This is a genomic window from Limimaricola sp. G21655-S1 (assembly GCF_027213785.1).
Classification (GTDB): Bacteria; Pseudomonadota; Alphaproteobacteria; order Rhodobacterales; family Rhodobacteraceae; genus Limimaricola.
The window spans coordinates 61,518-78,239 of the sequence record NZ_JAPWGO010000005.1; the positions used below are offsets into that span (position 1 = coordinate 61,518).

The 16,722-nt window shown below is 62.7% G+C and carries 17 protein-coding genes; 8 read left to right on the top strand and 9 right to left on the bottom strand.

The features are described from left to right. Positions 1-197 precede the first annotated feature (197 nt). Complete coding sequence (locus O4G76_RS07060) at positions 198-815, top strand: hypothetical protein (protein WP_269396659.1); 618 nt, start codon at positions 198-200, stop codon at positions 813-815. A 73-nt stretch (positions 816-888) separates the two neighbouring features. Here O4G76_RS07060 and O4G76_RS07065 read toward each other — a convergent pair whose 3' ends face one another. Together O4G76_RS07065 and O4G76_RS07070 are read right to left on the bottom strand one after the other, a co-directional pair. Beyond that, complete coding sequence (locus O4G76_RS07065) at positions 889-1,479, bottom strand: exopolysaccharide biosynthesis protein (RefSeq protein ID WP_269396660.1); 591 nt, start codon at positions 1,477-1,479, stop codon at positions 889-891. Between the two features lie 155 nt (positions 1,480-1,634). Further along, the gene (locus O4G76_RS07070) at positions 1,635-2,852 is read right to left on the bottom strand and encodes a PRC-barrel domain-containing protein (RefSeq protein WP_269396661.1); all 1,218 of its coding nucleotides are present in this window, start codon (positions 2,850-2,852) and stop codon (positions 1,635-1,637) included. Between the two features lie 211 nt (positions 2,853-3,063). On the opposite strand from O4G76_RS07070, the gene O4G76_RS07075 reads away from it, so the two are divergent. Continuing rightward, the gene (locus O4G76_RS07075; protein ID WP_269396662.1) at positions 3,064-3,879 is read left to right on the top strand and encodes a hypothetical protein; all 816 of its coding nucleotides are present in this window, start codon (positions 3,064-3,066) and stop codon (positions 3,877-3,879) included. Between the two features lie 237 nt (positions 3,880-4,116). Beyond that, positions 4,117-4,569: a PRC-barrel domain-containing protein gene (locus O4G76_RS07080; RefSeq protein WP_306467226.1), complete on the top strand. Its 453-nt coding sequence runs from the start codon at positions 4,117-4,119 to the stop codon at positions 4,567-4,569. A gap of 147 nt (positions 4,570-4,716) precedes the next feature. Here O4G76_RS07080 and O4G76_RS07085 read toward each other — a convergent pair whose 3' ends face one another. The 3 genes from O4G76_RS07085 to O4G76_RS07095 form a co-directional block, all read right to left on the bottom strand. Then, on the bottom strand, positions 4,717-4,905 hold the full coding sequence (locus O4G76_RS07085; protein WP_269396664.1) for a hypothetical protein: 189 nt from the start codon (positions 4,903-4,905) through the stop codon (positions 4,717-4,719). Positions 4,906-5,095: 190 nt separating this feature from the next. Beyond that, complete coding sequence (locus O4G76_RS07090) at positions 5,096-5,563, bottom strand: hypothetical protein (RefSeq protein ID WP_269396665.1); 468 nt, start codon at positions 5,561-5,563, stop codon at positions 5,096-5,098. 12 nt (positions 5,564-5,575) lie between these two features. Continuing rightward, positions 5,576-6,112 carry a hypothetical protein gene (locus O4G76_RS07095; protein ID WP_269396666.1) on the bottom strand — a complete coding sequence of 179 codons (537 nt, stop codon included), beginning with the start codon at positions 6,110-6,112 and terminating at the stop codon, positions 5,576-5,578. Positions 6,113-6,726: 614 nt separating this feature from the next. Between O4G76_RS07095 and O4G76_RS07100 the strand changes: the two genes are divergently transcribed. From O4G76_RS07100 to O4G76_RS07115, 4 genes are all read left to right on the top strand, one after another. Then, the gene (locus O4G76_RS07100; protein WP_269396667.1) at positions 6,727-7,299 is read left to right on the top strand and encodes a hypothetical protein; all 573 of its coding nucleotides are present in this window, start codon (positions 6,727-6,729) and stop codon (positions 7,297-7,299) included. A gap of 313 nt (positions 7,300-7,612) precedes the next feature. Further along, on the top strand, positions 7,613-9,034 hold the full coding sequence (locus O4G76_RS07105) for a Do family serine endopeptidase (RefSeq protein WP_269396668.1): 1,422 nt from the start codon (positions 7,613-7,615) through the stop codon (positions 9,032-9,034). A 178-nt stretch (positions 9,035-9,212) separates the two neighbouring features. Continuing rightward, positions 9,213-10,067 (top strand): formate/nitrite transporter family protein, encoded by an 855-nt coding sequence (locus O4G76_RS07110; RefSeq protein ID WP_269396669.1) that lies wholly within the window; start codon positions 9,213-9,215, stop codon positions 10,065-10,067. 175 nt (positions 10,068-10,242) lie between these two features. Further along, entirely contained in the window at positions 10,243-11,307 is a 1,065-nt protein-coding gene (locus O4G76_RS07115; RefSeq protein ID WP_269396670.1) for a hypothetical protein, read from the top strand. 352 nt (positions 11,308-11,659) lie between these two features. On the opposite strand, the gene O4G76_RS07120 is transcribed toward O4G76_RS07115, so the two are convergent. The 3 genes from O4G76_RS07120 to O4G76_RS07130 all read right to left on the bottom strand — a co-directional run bounded on the left by O4G76_RS07120 (position 11,660) and on the right by O4G76_RS07130 (position 13,064). Beyond that, a complete protein-coding gene (locus tag O4G76_RS07120) occupies positions 11,660-12,556 on the bottom strand; it encodes a DUF305 domain-containing protein (RefSeq protein ID WP_269396671.1) in 897 nt (298 codons plus the stop codon). A gap of 90 nt (positions 12,557-12,646) precedes the next feature. Next, on the bottom strand, positions 12,647-12,901 hold the full coding sequence (locus O4G76_RS07125) for a hypothetical protein (RefSeq protein WP_269396672.1): 255 nt from the start codon (positions 12,899-12,901) through the stop codon (positions 12,647-12,649). A gap of 28 nt (positions 12,902-12,929) precedes the next feature. Next, on the bottom strand, positions 12,930-13,064 hold the full coding sequence (locus tag O4G76_RS07130; RefSeq protein ID WP_269396673.1) for a hypothetical protein: 135 nt from the start codon (positions 13,062-13,064) through the stop codon (positions 12,930-12,932). Between the two features lie 367 nt (positions 13,065-13,431). Between O4G76_RS07130 and O4G76_RS07135 the strand changes: the two genes are divergently transcribed. Continuing rightward, positions 13,432-15,042: a BCCT family transporter gene (locus tag O4G76_RS07135; protein WP_269396674.1), complete on the top strand. Its 1,611-nt coding sequence runs from the start codon at positions 13,432-13,434 to the stop codon at positions 15,040-15,042. Between the two features lie 345 nt (positions 15,043-15,387). Here the strand turns inward: O4G76_RS07135 and O4G76_RS07140 are convergent, their stop codons facing one another. Beyond that, the gene (locus O4G76_RS07140) at positions 15,388-16,416 is read right to left on the bottom strand and encodes an IS110 family transposase (RefSeq protein WP_269396675.1); all 1,029 of its coding nucleotides are present in this window, start codon (positions 16,414-16,416) and stop codon (positions 15,388-15,390) included. Positions 16,417-16,722: the final 306 nt, after the last annotated feature.

A 16,722-nucleotide genomic window follows, 5' to 3' on the forward strand; every position in this document is an offset into this window, starting at 1 on the left:
AGAGCAATCGGGCAATGCGGGCCCTGCCCACCGGGCCTGCAATGACCCGCAGGTTGATGGGATGCACTCCACCCGCGGCCCATGGCTGGCAAGCAAGGGCGCGCCTCCCGTCCTCACGGCCGGGTCACGAAGCATTCAGGCATGGACCCGCCCCGGGCCCCACGTGTTGCGCCTGACCGAACGAGGGAGCACCCGTCATGCAATGGCTCGCCGACCATAGCGCCGCCCTTTCTGTAGCGCTCAATGCGGCCATGCTTGTGGTGTGGATCTCCTACCTGAACATCTTCCTGTTCAGCTTCCTGCGCCAGCGCCGACAGCTCGTGACGATCACCCAAGGCGCGGGCGCCGCTCTGAAAGGCAGGTGCTTCGTTTCCAACCTCGGCCTCGAGCCGATCTACATCGTCGAAGTCGTCATCGATCTCGTGGTAGCAGGCGAGCAGTGCCAGGCCGTGGTGACCGACCGGACGCTGATGAGCGATCAGGAGCTGCAGGATCCACGGGAGACCACCAATCAGGGCCCCTTGCAGAGCGGGCATCACAGCAGCATCGGCGAGTTCGGGGACCTGATCCGACGCGGGCTTTCGAGCAGTGAGTGCAATGGGACCCTCGACGAGGTCTCCGAGGTCACCGTCACCGTTGTCACGGCCACCGCAGCCAAGGGGGCCGTCACGGGCGCCCGCCGCGCCTTCGTCATCGAGGGGTCGGGCCAGGACCAGATCTTGCATGGCCGGACGCTGATGGCCGAGCAGATCACGGGCCGGGCCGCCAGCCGCAAGCTGCGTCGCGACCTGGAAAAGCGGCTGGGGATCAGGTGAGGGTCATACTTACGCCCATAGAGACGCACCGGCGAGACGCACCGGCCGCGTAGCCGGTAGGGCCGCTGGGCTGTCAACCAGAAAAGCCGAAGTGCCACGCGGCCACAGGCACGGCGAGCAGCAGGAGCATGGAGGCAATCACCACGATCCCGTCGCGAGTTAGAAACCCGGCCGCGAAAAGGGCGATGACGGCCGAGGCAATGGATCCCGAGGTCGGAATGATCTCCATGAACGGCATGAACAGGGTCAGCCCGAGGATCAGCAGGAGCGGAAGCCAGAGCCAGGGCCGGTGAAAGAGGAAGGTGAGCCGGCTCTTCAGGAAGCGCTCCACGAACCGGACCGGCCCGCGAAGCCATCCGATCCCCTTGCACAGCTTCGCCCGCGACATCTCGCGTTGCGTCACGAAGTCCGGCAGCCAGACGCAGTCCCGTCCCGCGATCATCTGCACCACCAGGACGAAGACGATGGCGGCCACGGTGGCGGTGATGCCGGGAATGGCGCTGGCGGGCGATGTCGAGATCAGCGAGAAGACCAGCATCAATGAGGCGAACGAGCGATGCCCCAGCTTGGCGATCACCGTCTCCACCTTGACGCTCTCGCTTTCGATGGAGCTTTCCAGCTGGTCGAGGACCTCGCTGAGGGCCCGATTGCGCGGACGTGCCATCGTGGTTTCTCCGTCTCAGCACGAGCCCATCCTGCGCGGGGAGAGCCCTGTATGATTCTTGGCATGCCGACCCAGCGCCGGTCATGAGGCCACCCCGCCGACCTCGGGATCGGCGGGGTGCAGGTTAAGCAAAGCAAAGATCGGCGAGACGCGGATCAGCTGCCCAGGCGCTCGTAGTCGAACCGCTCCAGCTCACTGACCTCATCTTCGCTGTAGGGCAAATCGTAGTACGGGCTGCCCGCATCCCAGCCCATGTCATAGTCATAGCCATAGAAGGGATAGGCCTGGTAGCCGGCGCCGTAGCCCGAGCTCGCATTGGCCACCACCGCGGCCACCTCGCCGTCGCGCAGGATCAGGTCGCTGATGTAGCCGTACTCGGAATAGAGATCGCCGTCCTGCAGGCGTGCGGAGTCGCCGATCAGCTCAGTCGCCCGCCAGGCGCGCAGGATGGTCGCATCATCCAGGCCAGAAACGACCTCTTCAGCCGCCTCTTCGGCGCTCACCGCATCGTAGGTCCACAGATCGTAGTCGCTGACATTCTCCTCGGTGACCGGCACCACGATCCCGTCGCCATCATCGGCCAGCGCCACCTCCTCGAAGGGGATGCTCACATGGGTGTCGCCGATGTCCCAGAAGCCACCGACTTCGGCGATCACCGACAGCACGCGGCCGTCCGGGCCGATGAGAAGATCCTCGACATCGCCGATCTCCTCACCGGTGACGCCGTAGACCTCCATCTCGTCGATGAACTCCTCGGCGCTGATGCCGCCGGCATAGACATCGTCGTAGCTCCACTCGGAGAGCGAAATGACGTCATTCACCCGCAGCGTGTCCACCGGGTCATAGCCGAGGCTGTTGATCGCCGGGACGGCGTCGTACTCGACCTGCGAGATGGTGAGGTTGTCGTCGGAATCGTAGACGTCGTAGAGCACGGTGGCGAACTGCTCCTCGTCGAGCGGGCCGCCGCCCCAGCTGTCGAAGAGCCCGGCATTCACGACGCCGTCGCTGAACTCGTCTTCGGTCAGAAGACCGTCGCCATCGAGGTCCACCGCGTCATAGCCGATGGTCTCGTAGTCATCGAACCAGATATCCCAATTGTCGGTGTATTCGGCCTCGGCCAGCACGCCATCGGCATCGGTGTCCCAGGCATCGTAGAGACCGCTGGTGAACTCCTGCTCCACGATAGTGCCATTGCCATCGGCGTCCCACTGCCCGAACAGCTCACCGCTGTAGTTCTCGAATTCGACCGAGCTGAGCTCGAGGTTTCCGTCGGTATCGATGTCGCTGTAGGTCCAGGTGGTTTGGGCCAGGGCCGGCATGGCCCCGGTCACGGTAAGGGCCAGCCCCATGGCGGTCGCGGTCTTCAGTCGCATATCGTCTCTCCTCCTGGTCGGTGAACGGCCGCCGGCGACGCCATGATCGCATCGCCACGTGCGACGACCTCTTGGATGGCCGCCCAACGGACCGGGCGGGACGAGGTTCCGATATCTGACGGGGCTGTGAAGTGGATTCGGGAAACTGGGCAGGCGCCTATCCGTTGGACCTATTCAACCGAACCCATGATCCATACCCACAGGAGTGAGCATGATGATCAGAACTGTCGGTATCGTGGCCGCAGCCGGCGCAGCAGCGCTGATCGCGGCCAGCTTCATTAGCGACGACGCGGCTGATGTCGCGAATGTCGACGACGACCTCGGCCAGCTTGCGGAGCCGCCGACGGCGGACATCAGCGCCAGCGAGGGGGCCGATGCCGAGCCGCTGGAGGATATCGGTGAAGAGGCCGTTCCCGCCATCGACCAGCCGACGACGGAAATGCTGACGAACGAGGTGGAAGACGAAACACTGCCCCCGGTACCGGGGAATGAACCGGTCGTGCTGCGGGGGGACGACATCCTCGCGCGGCAAGTCGAAAGCGAGGCGGAAGCCGCCCTCGGGACCGAAGCAGCAGGCTCCAACACGGGCCTCGCGATCCTCGAGACAGCCCTGTCCTCGGAGGTTTTCGACTACGAGGCCCTTCTCGAGGAAATCGGCAATTCGACCCTCGGGGAGACCCGCAAGGAGGAACTTCTGGCAGCTCTCGAGCAGGCCGGCGACGACCGTGCCCGGATCGAACAGCTTGTGCAGCAACTCCATGTCCGGGAGTTCGATATCGGCCAGTGGGACCGTGACACGGACGGGGTGATCACCAAGGCAGAGTTCGAGGTCGCCTGGGTGGCTGCGACGGATTACACCACCAGCTACGACAGCGATCTCGGCGGCGGTCTGGACGCGCCGGAAGAGCTGACGGGCGACTTCTCCGCTTTCGATCTCGATGGCGACGGCGTGCTGAGGGGACCGGAAATCGCACATCTCGCGGCTGTTCTGGAAGAAGGTCCGGCGGAAAACACACCGGCTGAATAAAGGGGAAGGCGTGCCACTCGCCAACTGAACCGCCTGCAAGAAACATCAAGCGCAGCGGAACAATTTGCAGGAGTGATGGTTCCTTTCTCAGTTTGCATGCTCGATGTCTCATTCCGGGGCTGCACGGGGGTTCTCAGTTCCTGTGCAGCCCTGATTACTTGGAACATGCAATAAATTCTGGAGACCCCTTGTTGACAGTCTAATTCAATCTCATTCCCGTCATTTTGACATGCAAGGATGAGATCTGTGAAACAGTTAACTGCCAGCGCGATCATCTTTGCTACACTCGGCTCTGTCGGTTTGGCCGAGACCCATGCGATGGCTTCCATGAGCAGTGCCGATCTTTCGGCCCTGCAAGGCGAACTGATCCGCTCGCGCGATATTGTGGGCGGCAACATCTACACCACCAACGAGGCAAATGACGGAGGCTGGGATTCAGCCGCAGTCTATGATGCGATTGGTCCCGAGTGGAACCAGATCGGCGAAATCGAGGACATCGTGCTGTCCCGCGAGGGACAGATGATCGGCTTGGTCGCGGAAGTCGGAGGCTTCCTCGATATTGGCGACAAACATGTCATGATCTCGGTCGGTGACGTCAGTCTGGTCGCTGTCGATGATCAGAACTACGCCTATGTCACACGCCTGAATGAAGAAGACCTCGAAGGCATCGATGAAGGCTTCTGGGAATAACTACGGAAGCTCGACGCCAATATCTTCAGGAGAGAGACTTTGCCTCGAAATGCCCCGTCAGATGCTTATCTGACGGGGCATGTTTCGAATGCGGTAAATCCGAACACCGCTGCATTGCCTCGATCGTGGAAAGCAGGCCTCAGCAGATTACTGATCTTCGTCATTGAGTCCGCCCCCCGTGCGCAGAACCGGGTCACCGCCCGGCCGGTAATCGGGACGATCTTCGTCATTGAAGACGGCCCCGCCAGCGCCACGTGGGGTCAGGGGCTCCGAGCCTTGCATGTCGGCGCAAGCCGCCAGCAGCAGGGAGGCAGGCAAAAGATATTTGAATAGCATGACGTATCCTTTCTCTCTGGATCCCTGACCCAACCCGCCTTTTCCCCTTCGGTTCAAATTTTTGTGTGATCTCCGCCCCTGGACCTGCGAGACTTCCTGATGGAACTGTTCAAGCGGCCTCGGGCGAAATGCCGGGATCTCCGGCACCTCGAAAAGCGCCATCGGCTGCAGGCTGACCTCTCGGCATCGATCAGTTGCTCGCACTGCAGTCAGAGCCGCAATCGCCGATCGCTGCGGTGAGCGCGTCTATGTCCCCGGCATCACCTCCACCACGCGCTGTATTCCCAGCCGTGGCGTAACTGGCGTTGACCACCGTGTCGCCACCGTCTCCGTCCTCGAGGATGGCCGCCGATCCGAGAATTGCGGCCGAGGTCAGGGCCGCACCGCCTAGACCGGAAGCCATGGCGGTTCCAATTCCTGGAGAAGAGGCCGTTTCCCGCGCGATGACCACCGTCCGACCAAGGTCACTGACGTCATAGGTCGTCATCGCCGTGAGCACCGGCGCGCCCCCTGATCGGTCCGCCGCGACGGTGACGACATCCTGGAGAACACGACCATTGGCCAGCTGATAGGCTGGCAAGGTGGTGGTTATTGTCTCCGCACAGCCTGTCACCAGGACAAATGCGACGGCTGTAGCTATCTTCGGCAGATTGAACATCGAGGGGTCCGTTCAGTTGCTCGGCTTGCAGTCCGCCTGGTCACCGGGACAGATGACGGTAACCGCGTCTATGTCCGCGTCCCCTGCAGAGTCGTTGCCGGTATTGCGATAAGAGACTGCAACGTCGCCGATCGGGTCCATCCCGGGCACGTTGCTCTGTGCCAGCAGCTCCGGCCGGAAGATGCGCAGCGACATGTCCAGATCATTCACTCCGCCCACTGGCTGGAAGAAGCTTTCCATCTTGTCCTTACGCCAGAGCGAGAAGGCCTCGAACTCCTGGAACATGAGGGCACCCTCGACGCGACTGATCTCCGCGCCGAGATCAGGCACTTCCAGTCGGGAAAGCTGCTTCTCCCGGCCCATCTCGAGAAGGTCCGGCACGACGTCTCCCGCCACCCTCACCTCTGGGGCCACGAACTCGAGGACGAGGACCGTGTCCCACCCCGCCGTCGGCTCACCCTGCGCGGCGTCCTGCTGAGCCCAAAGCGAAGACGTCGACGCTACAAGCGCCAAACCAGCAGTGAGAACGGTTTTTGATGCAACAGGCATTTCGACCTCCTTCCCGGGTTGGCACATCAACGTGGGACCTTATGGCTCGTTCCGACGAAGCTCGGCTGGCGCATGAAACAGCCCTTGGGCGCGAGGATCTTCCTGTCTCGATGTCTGTTGCCGCTTGGGGTTGACGAAGCCATGTCTAGGGGCTGTCCGCACGGCATCCGGACATGAGGCTCATGTAGCGGGTCGCCCAAACTGGCAGGAACAAATCCACATGGTTTCCGTTGGGCACGACACGTCCGGGGCGAGGTTGCTTCGCATGTCCGCAGGGTCCGGCAGGTGCCAAGCGAAGCTCGCGAGCGCTTGCCCATTCGCCCTTTCAGGGCGGCCTGGCGGTCCAACGAGTTGCATCGGTTCGAGAGCGGATCGGGCTCCTCGCAAAACCTTGGCCCGCGTAGGTGCGACGATGCTGATGGGAGAAAACATCATGCCCAAAACACGTCTTCTGCAGAGATCCGATGCGGCTCATCCAAGCCGTGCAGATGCGGGACGGGCCGGAACGATCCGGAGCTGGATCGGTCCCGAGACGTAGCACCCGGACAATCTGACCGATGAGGTTCCCTCCGCTGGAGAAGCCTCGTCACATGACCACCCGAAAGGAGAGACACATGACGATCAAGCACAAGCTCTTTGCCGCCGCTGCGACCGCCGCCCTCCTCGCAGGTCCCGCGACCGCCCAGATGTTCGGCGACGAGTACGGCACGGATTACGACTACGACACCTTCACCACCGGCTTTGGGGAAACCGGCTATTACGATGCCCTCGACACGGATGACGACACCTTCCTGAGCGAGAACGAGTATTCCACCGGCCTCTACGCCGATTACGACCGCGACAATGACCGCCTGATCTCGGACGAGGAATTCGGTCTCGGCACCGAGCGCTATCTGGGCGCCGATTACGAATCCGACTTCGCCACCTATGACGCGAATGACGACGGCTTCCTCGATCAGGAGGAGTTCGGCGCGTTCTACGGTGAGAATTACACGAACTACTATGCCGATCTCGACACGGACGACGACGCGCTCCTGAGCGAGGATGAATACACTACCGGCGTCTACGACAGTGCCGATCTGGATGACGACCAGGTCGTCACCATCGAAGAGGAAGGCTGGTTCGAAGGCTGGTTCGACGGCGACGACATCGAGGCGGAAATCCAGGAAGTCGGCGAGGTCTACTGACCTGCCAGCCCTGCCAAGGTGCCGCGTGCCGCGTCAGATGACGCGGCGAGGAATGGCCGTCCGCCACCCCCTCGTTCCTACCGAAAGATCCTGCAGGCGGCGGCCGGCAACCTGTCGCTCACGGAGCGGTCGCGAAGACGGGGTCCAATATTCCGGCCATCGCTCGGCTCCGTCGTGATGTGATCCGGTCGCCGTGACCGCATACGCCCGCACAGCCGCTGCGGGCAGAAGGGCCAACAGCCCTTCGACAGGCTTCTCTCGGATCGGCGCCTTTACCGACCTTCCTCCATTCTGACATGCGAAAGATTTTCACATGACTTTTCCCATTCTGCGCAGTGCCGCCTCGGCGGTCGCCATCATCGGTATGCTGTCGCCCGCCATGCCCGTCCTGGCGCAGGAAAGCGCCGAAAGCTCAGGCAACTTTTCGGCCCCAGCTGACTTCACCGGTATCGTCGAAGCCCAAAGCCCGGCCGTAGTGGGCATCGCCGCAAAGGGTGTCGTAGGGCCGCCGCCGCGTCTGCGCGACATGCCACCCCTGCCCTTCGGCACGCCGGAACCACAGCAGCCCCGCGAAGGCACGGCCATGGGTTCGGGTTTCATCATCGATCGCAGCGGACACATCGTCACCAACAATCACGTCGTCGAAGGGGCCAACGAGATCGAGATCCTGATGCAGGATGGCGAAACGCGCGCGGCCTCCCTCGTCGGTACCGACCCAGCCACCGATATCGCTGTGCTCAAGCTCGAGGATACCTCGGATCTGACCACGGTCTCATGGGGCGACAGTGATGCCATGCAGCCTGGGGCCTGGACCATCGCGATCGGCAGCCCCTTCGGGCTTGGCGGCACGGTGACCGTCGGCGTGCTGTCCGCGACCTCGCGCGATATCCGCTCGGGGCCTTATGATGACTTCCTGCAGACCGACGCCTCGATCAACTCCGGCAACTCCGGCGGTCCGCTCTTTAACGACGCTGGCGAAGTGATCGGGGTGAACACCGCGATCTTCTCACCGAGCGGAGGCAATGTGGGGATCGGCTTCGCCGTACCTGCCAGCACCGCACAGGACGTTGTCGAGCAGCTCATCGAAACCGGCAGCGTGGAGCGCGGCTTCATCGGCGTCAGCCTGCAGGGGATCGACGACAACCTCGCCGAAGCCCTGGGGCTCGACAACGCCAACGGTGCGATCGTGATCGGCGTCGAGCTTGGCAGCCCTGCCGCCTCCGCAGGCCTGCAGGAAGGCGACGTGTTGCTGTCGCTCGACGGCCAAGAGATCGAAGACCCCCGCAGTTTGACGCGCAGAGTGGGCGAGCTGGCACCCGACACCACCATTTCGCTCGATCTGCAGCGCGACGGACAAGAGCAGACAATCGAACTGACCCTGGCCGAACGGGAGACCCAGGCCAGTGACACAAATGAAGGGCCGGCCGTGGAAAGCGGCGTGCGCATGGGGCTCGGCCTTACAGCAATCCCCGAGGTCGTGCGCCGCGAGCTTGGTCTTGCAGAAGGCATTGGCATCATGGTGCAGAATGTCGCACCCGGAAGTGCGGCGGCCGACGCCGGGCTGGTCCAAGGCGACATCCTGACGAAAGCCGGGGGCCAAGACATTTCGAACCCGCAGGATCTCATTGACGCCTGGAAGTCGGCCGTCGACGCCGAAAAGCCGCTGCTGGTCCGCGTGCTGCGCAACGACCGGTCGCTATTCGTGGCCGTCGATCCAGCAAACGCGCAGGAGTAAAGGGTCATGAGGACACGAGAGCGGCAGGGCCTACCCCGCCGCTCTCGGCGATAATCGCTTCTTGCTTCGTCATCCCGAACTCTCCTGATTCCAATAAATCTCGGGGCGACCTTTTGACGGCGTGAAGCTGACCAGCGTTAAAATGACCGCTTTCAAACGGGTTCCGGGAAGAGGCCGCATGGACAATGAACCGCATCGCGATCCGGATCACTCGGATCGCGTCCACAACGCCGCCGAATCCGATGCGGTGAACGAGGCCAGCAAGCTCTCCGCACGGCTCGTCTATCATGTGGTGCTGCGCGAGGGCGAAGAGGAGTTGGAACGGCCCTATACATCCCTGGCGTGGTCAGGTGTTGCCGCAGGAGTATTGATCTCATCCTCGATTATGGCCGAGGCGATCTTTGCCGCGCGCTTGCCCAAGACGTCCTGGAATTCTCTTGTCGCCGACATCGGCTACACATTCGGCTTCCTGCTGGTGATCCTGAGCCGGATGCAGCTTTTCACCGAAAACACGATCACGACCGTGCTTCCCCTGCTTACTCGGCGTGACCGTGCCACGGCTTCCGCCGTGGCACGGCTTTGGGCACTGGTGCTCGCAACCAATCTCATAGGTTGCGTACTGGCCGCGGCCTTTTTCGTCTTCACGGCTGCTCTGCCGGCCGAGGTTGCGGCTGCCATGGCTGATATCAGCCGTCATGCGGTTTCCGCCGGGGCGGGAGATAACTTCATGCGTGCGATCCCGGCGGGGGTACTGATTGCAGCGCTGGTCTGGATGACCTCCTCGGGCGACCATGAGAACTTCCTGATCATCTTCGTCTTCACATGGCTGATCGCGGCGGGCGACTTCCAACACGTGATCGCCGGCACGGTGGAGATGGCGTATGCGGTGCTGTCAGGTGACAGGGAGTTTTGGTCTCTCATAAAAAGTTACCTGCTGCCCGTATTGGCGGGCAACATCGTGGGTGGCACCTTCGTCTTCACCCTGACCGCCTGGGGTCAAGTGAGTCAGGAAGTGAAGACCGGTGGATGCTAGAAGCAGCCGGGTGGGCCCGGTCGCGATGACCGTTTCGGTTTTCGCGCCTGAAAGGTCGGGCCCGGCAGAATGTTTTTACCGGATGGACAAAGACTTAAAGAAGTCTTCGTCATATGCGACGTCCGCCCTGATCGCGGAGCACTGGTTGCGAGCATGTCATGGAGGAGGATTCTCAATGACGATCATCTCGACCATCAGCCAGCCGCTCGACCAGCTCTGGCAAGCCGCGCAGAATGCCGCAACGACAGTCACGACCGCAGCGAATGAGCCGACCGCATCGAGTGGGTCCCAAAGCTCGCCCGCAATCATTGTCGATATCTCTGGGTCTTCGAGCAGCGGCTCCACCAGCCCGACGACGATGACGAAGGCGGAGCAGGAGGCCGCGAAGAAGGCACTCGAGGCGCAGGAAAAAGCTGCCAAGCAAGCGGCTGAAGCCCAGGCCAAGGCCGACAAGGAGGCCCTCGAAGCCGCTGAAAAGGCGGCCAAGGAGGCCGCCGAGGCCGCCAAGAAGGCCGCGGAAGCTCAAGCCAAGGCCGACAAGGAAGCTCTCGAAGCCGCCGAGAAGGCGGCCAAGCAAGCCGCCGAGGAAGCTGAAGATCTCGCCAAGGCTGAGGCCAAAGCAGAAAAGGAGGCCATCGAGGCCGCTGAAAAGGCCGAAAAGGAAGCCCTTGAAGCTGCCAAGAAAGCTGCCAAGCAGGCTGCGGAAGAGGCCGAGGATATCGCGAAGGCCCAGGCCGAGGCTGACAAGGAGGCGCTTGAAGCCGCCGAGAAAGCAGCTGGAGAGCCCTCTAGTAGCCAAGGTAGTGTCATTGCCGGCCCTGCCGGAGCAGCCGCAGTATCAGGGAAAGACAGCGGTAAAGCCGTTGGCTCAGATGAAAAGGCCGCAGTAGCCAGCAAGGCCTCCGAGAACTCGAAGGCATCCGAGCGAGCCGGACCGAAGGAGAAGGGCTGGAACAAACTGAAAGCAGACGCCGAAGTAACCGCTGCAGCTCGTCCTGATATAGTCCCAGAGCCCGAGGAAGAGGTCGAGATCGCCGTCTCCAAGGCAGCTGCCGAGCGGGTACAGGCCGCGATGATGAAAGAGGCCCTTATCTCCCTGATCGGTAGCACCGACAAAGTGGGTATTACGCTCAAGCCTATCGAAAACGCCACGACGGAACGCGCGAGCATCTCCTACGCGGCCCCTGCCCCAAGGCTGGATGCTGCAGAAGCCAAGCAACGCGTATCGGTCGCTGCTTGATATGAAGAGGGGTCGAAGCGCTGGTGTTTTGACCCCTCGTTCTGTCGGCCATTAGCTCGGCAGGCGAGTTTGAGAACGGCGTTGAGAAAGTCGGCCACGGCTGCGGCGGGGTGACCCTGCTGCGGGCGGCGTAAAAGGCGTCCTCCTTTACCCAGTCTGGAGGCAGGGAGGGCGGGAAGATTTCCACCGTGGACTTGCAGTATCGCATGGATCGACCGGCCTGGCTCAGCAAGGGCGCCACCGGCAAGGGGAGTGAGGGCGAGGGCGGTCCTCTCGTTCAGATATCGGTAAATCGCTGGGCCCTGTCAGGCCCGGCGCGCTGGTGCAAATGGGAAGCGGCGTTCGGCCGGGGTCAGGCGGCGCAATCGAGGAAGCCGCGATCGCCCACTCGCAGGCCCTCTTCGAGATGGAAGGTCATCTCGGCCTCGGCGCGGCGCAGACTGCTGCCGGTGTCGGTCCAGTCGGCGCCCGGGTCAGGCATGACAGAGACATCGACGCCTTCGGCCGCGAACCGCGTGCCGTCATCCAGCGTCTCCGCCGCGACAGGCGCGCCGGCGACGAGCGGGATCAACACACCAGACAGCTTGATCGTGCCGTTCTCTCCTGCCATGGCGAGGACCGGCTCGCCTTCGTTTGTGCGGCGGAACTCGCAGGTCGCGTCGCGTTCGAGCGCGGTTTCGATCTCATCGGGGGTCAATCCTGCCGGGTCCAGCCCGGTCAGCTGCACCAAGCTCAGGGCTTCTTCGACGGTACCTTCCTCGGCGGGGGCCTCGGACTCGCCAAGCGCCGGGTCGGTGGCGATGCCATTCGCCTCGATGTCAGCAATCAGGTGGCGCATCTCGCCGATCTCCTTGCGCTGCGCGGCAATGATCTCGTCGGCGAGCTTGCGCACCCGCGGGTCCGCGATCTGGGGGCGCTCGGAAGTCATGATCGCGATGGAATGGTGCGGAATCATCGCCGCCATGTAGCTAGTGTCATCCACCGTTTCCTGGCTGCGGATCAGCCAGAGCGTGACGCCGAAGACCACGACGGCACCGGCATAGATCGCGATGTTGATAGCCTTTCTGGCATACATCGACAGCATGAAGCTGAGCATGATCACCGCCATCGCCGCACCCATCAGCAGCGCCATGTAGGTCCGGGTCTCGCTGAAGAAGACATGCTCGAAGGCGTAGGTGTTGATATACATCAGCCCGAACATCACCACCGTCGAGGTCGCGATCATCGCGGCGAAGCGCCAGTAGGACATGAGGAGCACCTTTCCCGTCGGGCTCTCGGAATCTCATGAGACAAGGGGTGTTGCCGAACTGAGGTTCCGAAATGCCGACGAGGCGCACGTTCACAGCGGCCGTTCGGCGCTTTTGCGGTGAAGATCGGCCAGGGGTTGCGAGCGGCCGAGGCAGAGGTTCTCTCGATCCGTCCCTGGAGGAAACCTGCCAGTGCCTTCGTGGCAGCACTCGATATCCGATGAGCGGGCGAAAGCCTCGAACAGCAATGCAGGGTCGGTGAACGACCACGGTGTCGAGCCGCACGAGAAATTCCCTGCCGGCGCGAAGATCTGGATCTTTCCGAAGACGGGCGACACCGACGGCACGGACCGGCACTTGTTGGAGGACCACGCCTCAGCCAGACTCGTAATCCGTCCTCATTTCCATCGCGGCGGCTTCAATGATGACAGGCATGGCCCTGGCCATGGCTGGCGCGATCTCGACCACGAGGCCGCTCAGCAGCAGAAAGAGTGCGAGGATACCAGCCATGAGCCGGACATGGGCTGCGTGCCTGGGCCTTCGCAAGTTTGGATACCACGCCTTCAGGGCGCTGTATTCGCTCAGCGACGGTGCACCAGACCAACCAAGGGCATCCGCTGCGCGGCGCATGAAACTCCGCTCAGGGCCGGAATTGCTTCCGTCGGGAAAACGGTTCTTCAGTCATCTGCAGTGGAGACAGCGGATGTAATCGGCACCCGCGTGGGCCGTGGAAGCTCAACATTGGTGTCGCAATGCTCTGCCCTGAATGCGCATGCGGCTCGAAGTCGCCTTTCGGAACAATCCCGGCCATCGGGCCATTGGATCGCTGCACCCCTAAGGGCGCAACCTGAAGGATGTCCGAGGGGAGGGCGATTGGATGCAGGAACTGGCAGAACGAATGGGGCTCAGGACTGATCCGGTCATCTTCTTTGTCTCCGCCATTTGCACTGCGCTGTTCGTGCTGGCGCTGGTGATCGCGCCGGAGGGGATCGGCAATGCTTTTGCCACGGGACGCGCCTGGATCGTGACGAATTTGGGCTGGTTTTTCATCCTTGGCGTCAATGTATGGCTCGGCTTTCTGGTCTGGGCCGCGATGAGCCGGCATGGCCATATCCGGCTCGGGCCCCGCGACAGCCGGCCGGACTACACGAACCTGTCCTGGTTCACGATGCTCTTCGCCGGCGGCATCGGCACTGTGCTGATGTTCTGGGGCGTAGCCGAGCCGATCAGCCATTTCTCGAACCCGCCGCTGCCGGGCGTTGAGCCCTTCTCGGAGCAGGCAGCGCGCGACGCGATCTCGATCGCCACCTACCACCTCGCGCTGCACACCTGGACGATCTTCGCGTTGCCCGGCCTCGCCTTCGCCTATTTCATCAATCGCTACGACCTGCCGGTGCGGGTCAGCTCGGTGTTCTACCCGCTTCTGAAGGAGCGCATCCACGGGCCATGGGGCAAGGCGATCGATATCGTCTCGATCCTCGGCACGCTGTTCGGCGTGGCGGTGTCGCTGGGCTTGGGCTCCTCGCAGATTGCCTCCGGCCTCTCGGCCCTGTCCGGCTGGGAGGCGGGGGTGCCGCTCAAGGTCGGCATCCTTGCGGTGCTCACCGGGGTCGCCGTGGTCTCGATCGTGGCCGGGCTCGACAAGGGCGTGAAGCTGCTGTCGAACATCAATATCGGCATGGCGGTCGGTTTGATGATCTTCGTTCTGGTCACAGGCTCGACGCTTTTCCTGCTGCGCGGCATGGTCGAAACTTTCGGCCTCTATCTCGGCAATCTGCCCCGGCTTGCCTTCTGGAACGACATGCTGGCCGACACCAACCCCGAGAACGGCGACTGGGGCTGGCAGGGCGGCTGGACGGTGTTCTACTGGGCCTGGACGGTAACCTGGTCGCCATTCATCGGCCTGTTCGTGGCGAGGATCTCCCGCGGGCGAACGATCCGCGAATTCGTCTTCGGTGTGCTTCTGGCACCGTCGCTCTTCACCCTGATCTGGTTCTCGATCTTCGGCTGGCAGGCGATGGAGATCGACGGTATCGGCGCAGCGGCTCGGGCGGCGCTCGGCGAGCAGGCAGGAAACCTCAGCGCCGCGGTCGCGGAGTCGGTGCCGCTCGCGATGTTCGCCTTCTTCGAAAGTTTCCCGCTGGCCGATCTGGTGCAGGGCATCGCGGTGCTGGTGGTGGCGATCTTCTTCGCGACCTCGTCGGACTCGGCCTCGCTGGTGGTCGATATGCTCTGCACCGGCTCCGCCAAGCCCGGACCGGTTCGCCAGCGCGTATTCTGGGGCGTGTCCGAAGGGCTGGTAGCCGCAATGTTGCTGGTGCTCGCTGGCGATCTGGGGCTGACGGCGTTGCAGCAGGTCATCACGGTGGTGGGGCTTCCGATCTTCTGTCTCGTCTTCGCTATGATCCCCTCATTGATACGCGGATTCCGCACTGAGGAGATCGATCATGTTTCAGTCGGAAAGAGACCAGGCCTGTCGGACCTTTGAAGGGCGGTCTGGGATAGAATGTTGGGGACGCTGATGAGAGTTAGGACGTCGGTAACAGGGGCGTCCCAGCCCAGGAGCATTGCGCAACATGTGTAACCGCCCCAAGCGCAAGAGGTGTTTTCAGAGCTGATCTTGGCGCGTCGTCGGGTGCTGACATGTGTCCGGCCTCTGATGCGGCCATACATGCCGCCGGCCCGTATGGTGTGCGCAGGTCGGGTCCAAATCAAAGCTGCGTGCTCGATGGCACTCTGTTGCGCACTGGTTTTCCCGATCCCGTCTCACGACCGTTGCGCCATACAACTCCTTGCCCTCTTTCGCTCCGACGCCCTCGCGGCCGACGCTGGCTTACGCCATCGCGACCGGAGACCTGTAGACGCCGCCTCGAGCCATCAGGGCCCAGACGATCCGCGCCATCTTGTTGGCCAGCGCCACCCGCACCAACATCGGCGGCTTGCGCGACAGCAAGCCGCCCAGCCAAGTGCCCGGCTGCGCCTCCTTGTGGACGTGCCGTTTGATGACGACGCTATTGGCGCCGATGATCAGAAGGCGCCGCAAGGACCGCTCCCCCATCTTCGTGGTGGCGCCAAGTCGCTGCTTGCCGCCCGTCGAATGTTGCCGCGGCACCAGGCCGAGCCACGCCGCGAAATCCCGACCTCTTCGGAACGTCTCCGGCGGGGGCGCCAGAACTGCGATCGCCGTGGCGATCAGCGGGCCAATGCCCGGGACCGTCATCAGCCGGCGCGCGACATCGCTCTCCTTGGCGCGGCGGGCAATCTCTGCGTCGAGCTTTCCGATCTGGGCATCGAGCTGGGCCAGCGTTCCGACCAGAACCTCCAAGGTGCCTCGTGCATCGTCCGGCAAGCCACTGTCCCGGTCCTCCACAAGTGCCACCAGGCGCGCGGCGTTGGCGGCCCCTTGTGGCACCACAGCCCCGAACTCGGCTAAGTGGCCCCGCAAGGCGTTGATCGCTTGGGTGCGCTGCCGGATCAGAAGCTCTCGGACGCGGAAGACCATGGCCGCGCCTTGGGTCTCTTCACTCTTCACCGGCACGAAGCGCATCGACGGCCGCTGCGCGGCCTCGCAGATCGCCTCGGCGTCAGCCGCATCGTTTTTCTGCCGTTTGACGAAGGGTTTCACATAAGCCGGCGGGATCAGTCGCACCTCGTGGCCCAGTTTGCCGATCTCACGGCCCCAGAAGTGAGCGCCGCCGCAGGCTTCCATGGCCACGACACACGGTGGCACTTGGCTGAAAAAGAACAGGACCTGATCCCGGCGCAGCTTCTTGCGAATGACCGCACGGCCGGAGCTATCAGCTCCATGCACCTGAAACACGTTCTTCGCCAGATCCAGACCGATTGTGGTAACGTCCGACATGACCGCCCTCCAATGTGGAATGTTGCAAACCCACCTTGGCACACCGATGCCGTCGGGGGGCGGTCACATCATCAACGTTGGCCTTCCAGCGGCGGGGTGAGCCTGCTGCGACCGGCGACGGCAGCGGCAACTTAACCGCCGGTCTCAAAGTAGTAAGTGGCGCACTTTGGCTCCGGCAAGGGGGGAAGGAAACCTCTCTTGCGTTCAACATCTTCCGCTCCATAGTGCCCGTGGCTGACCAGAAATTTCGCTTCCCGAGTCAGCCGTGCAGTTCTGGAGCTGCAGGCGGCAGAGGATCACGCTAGC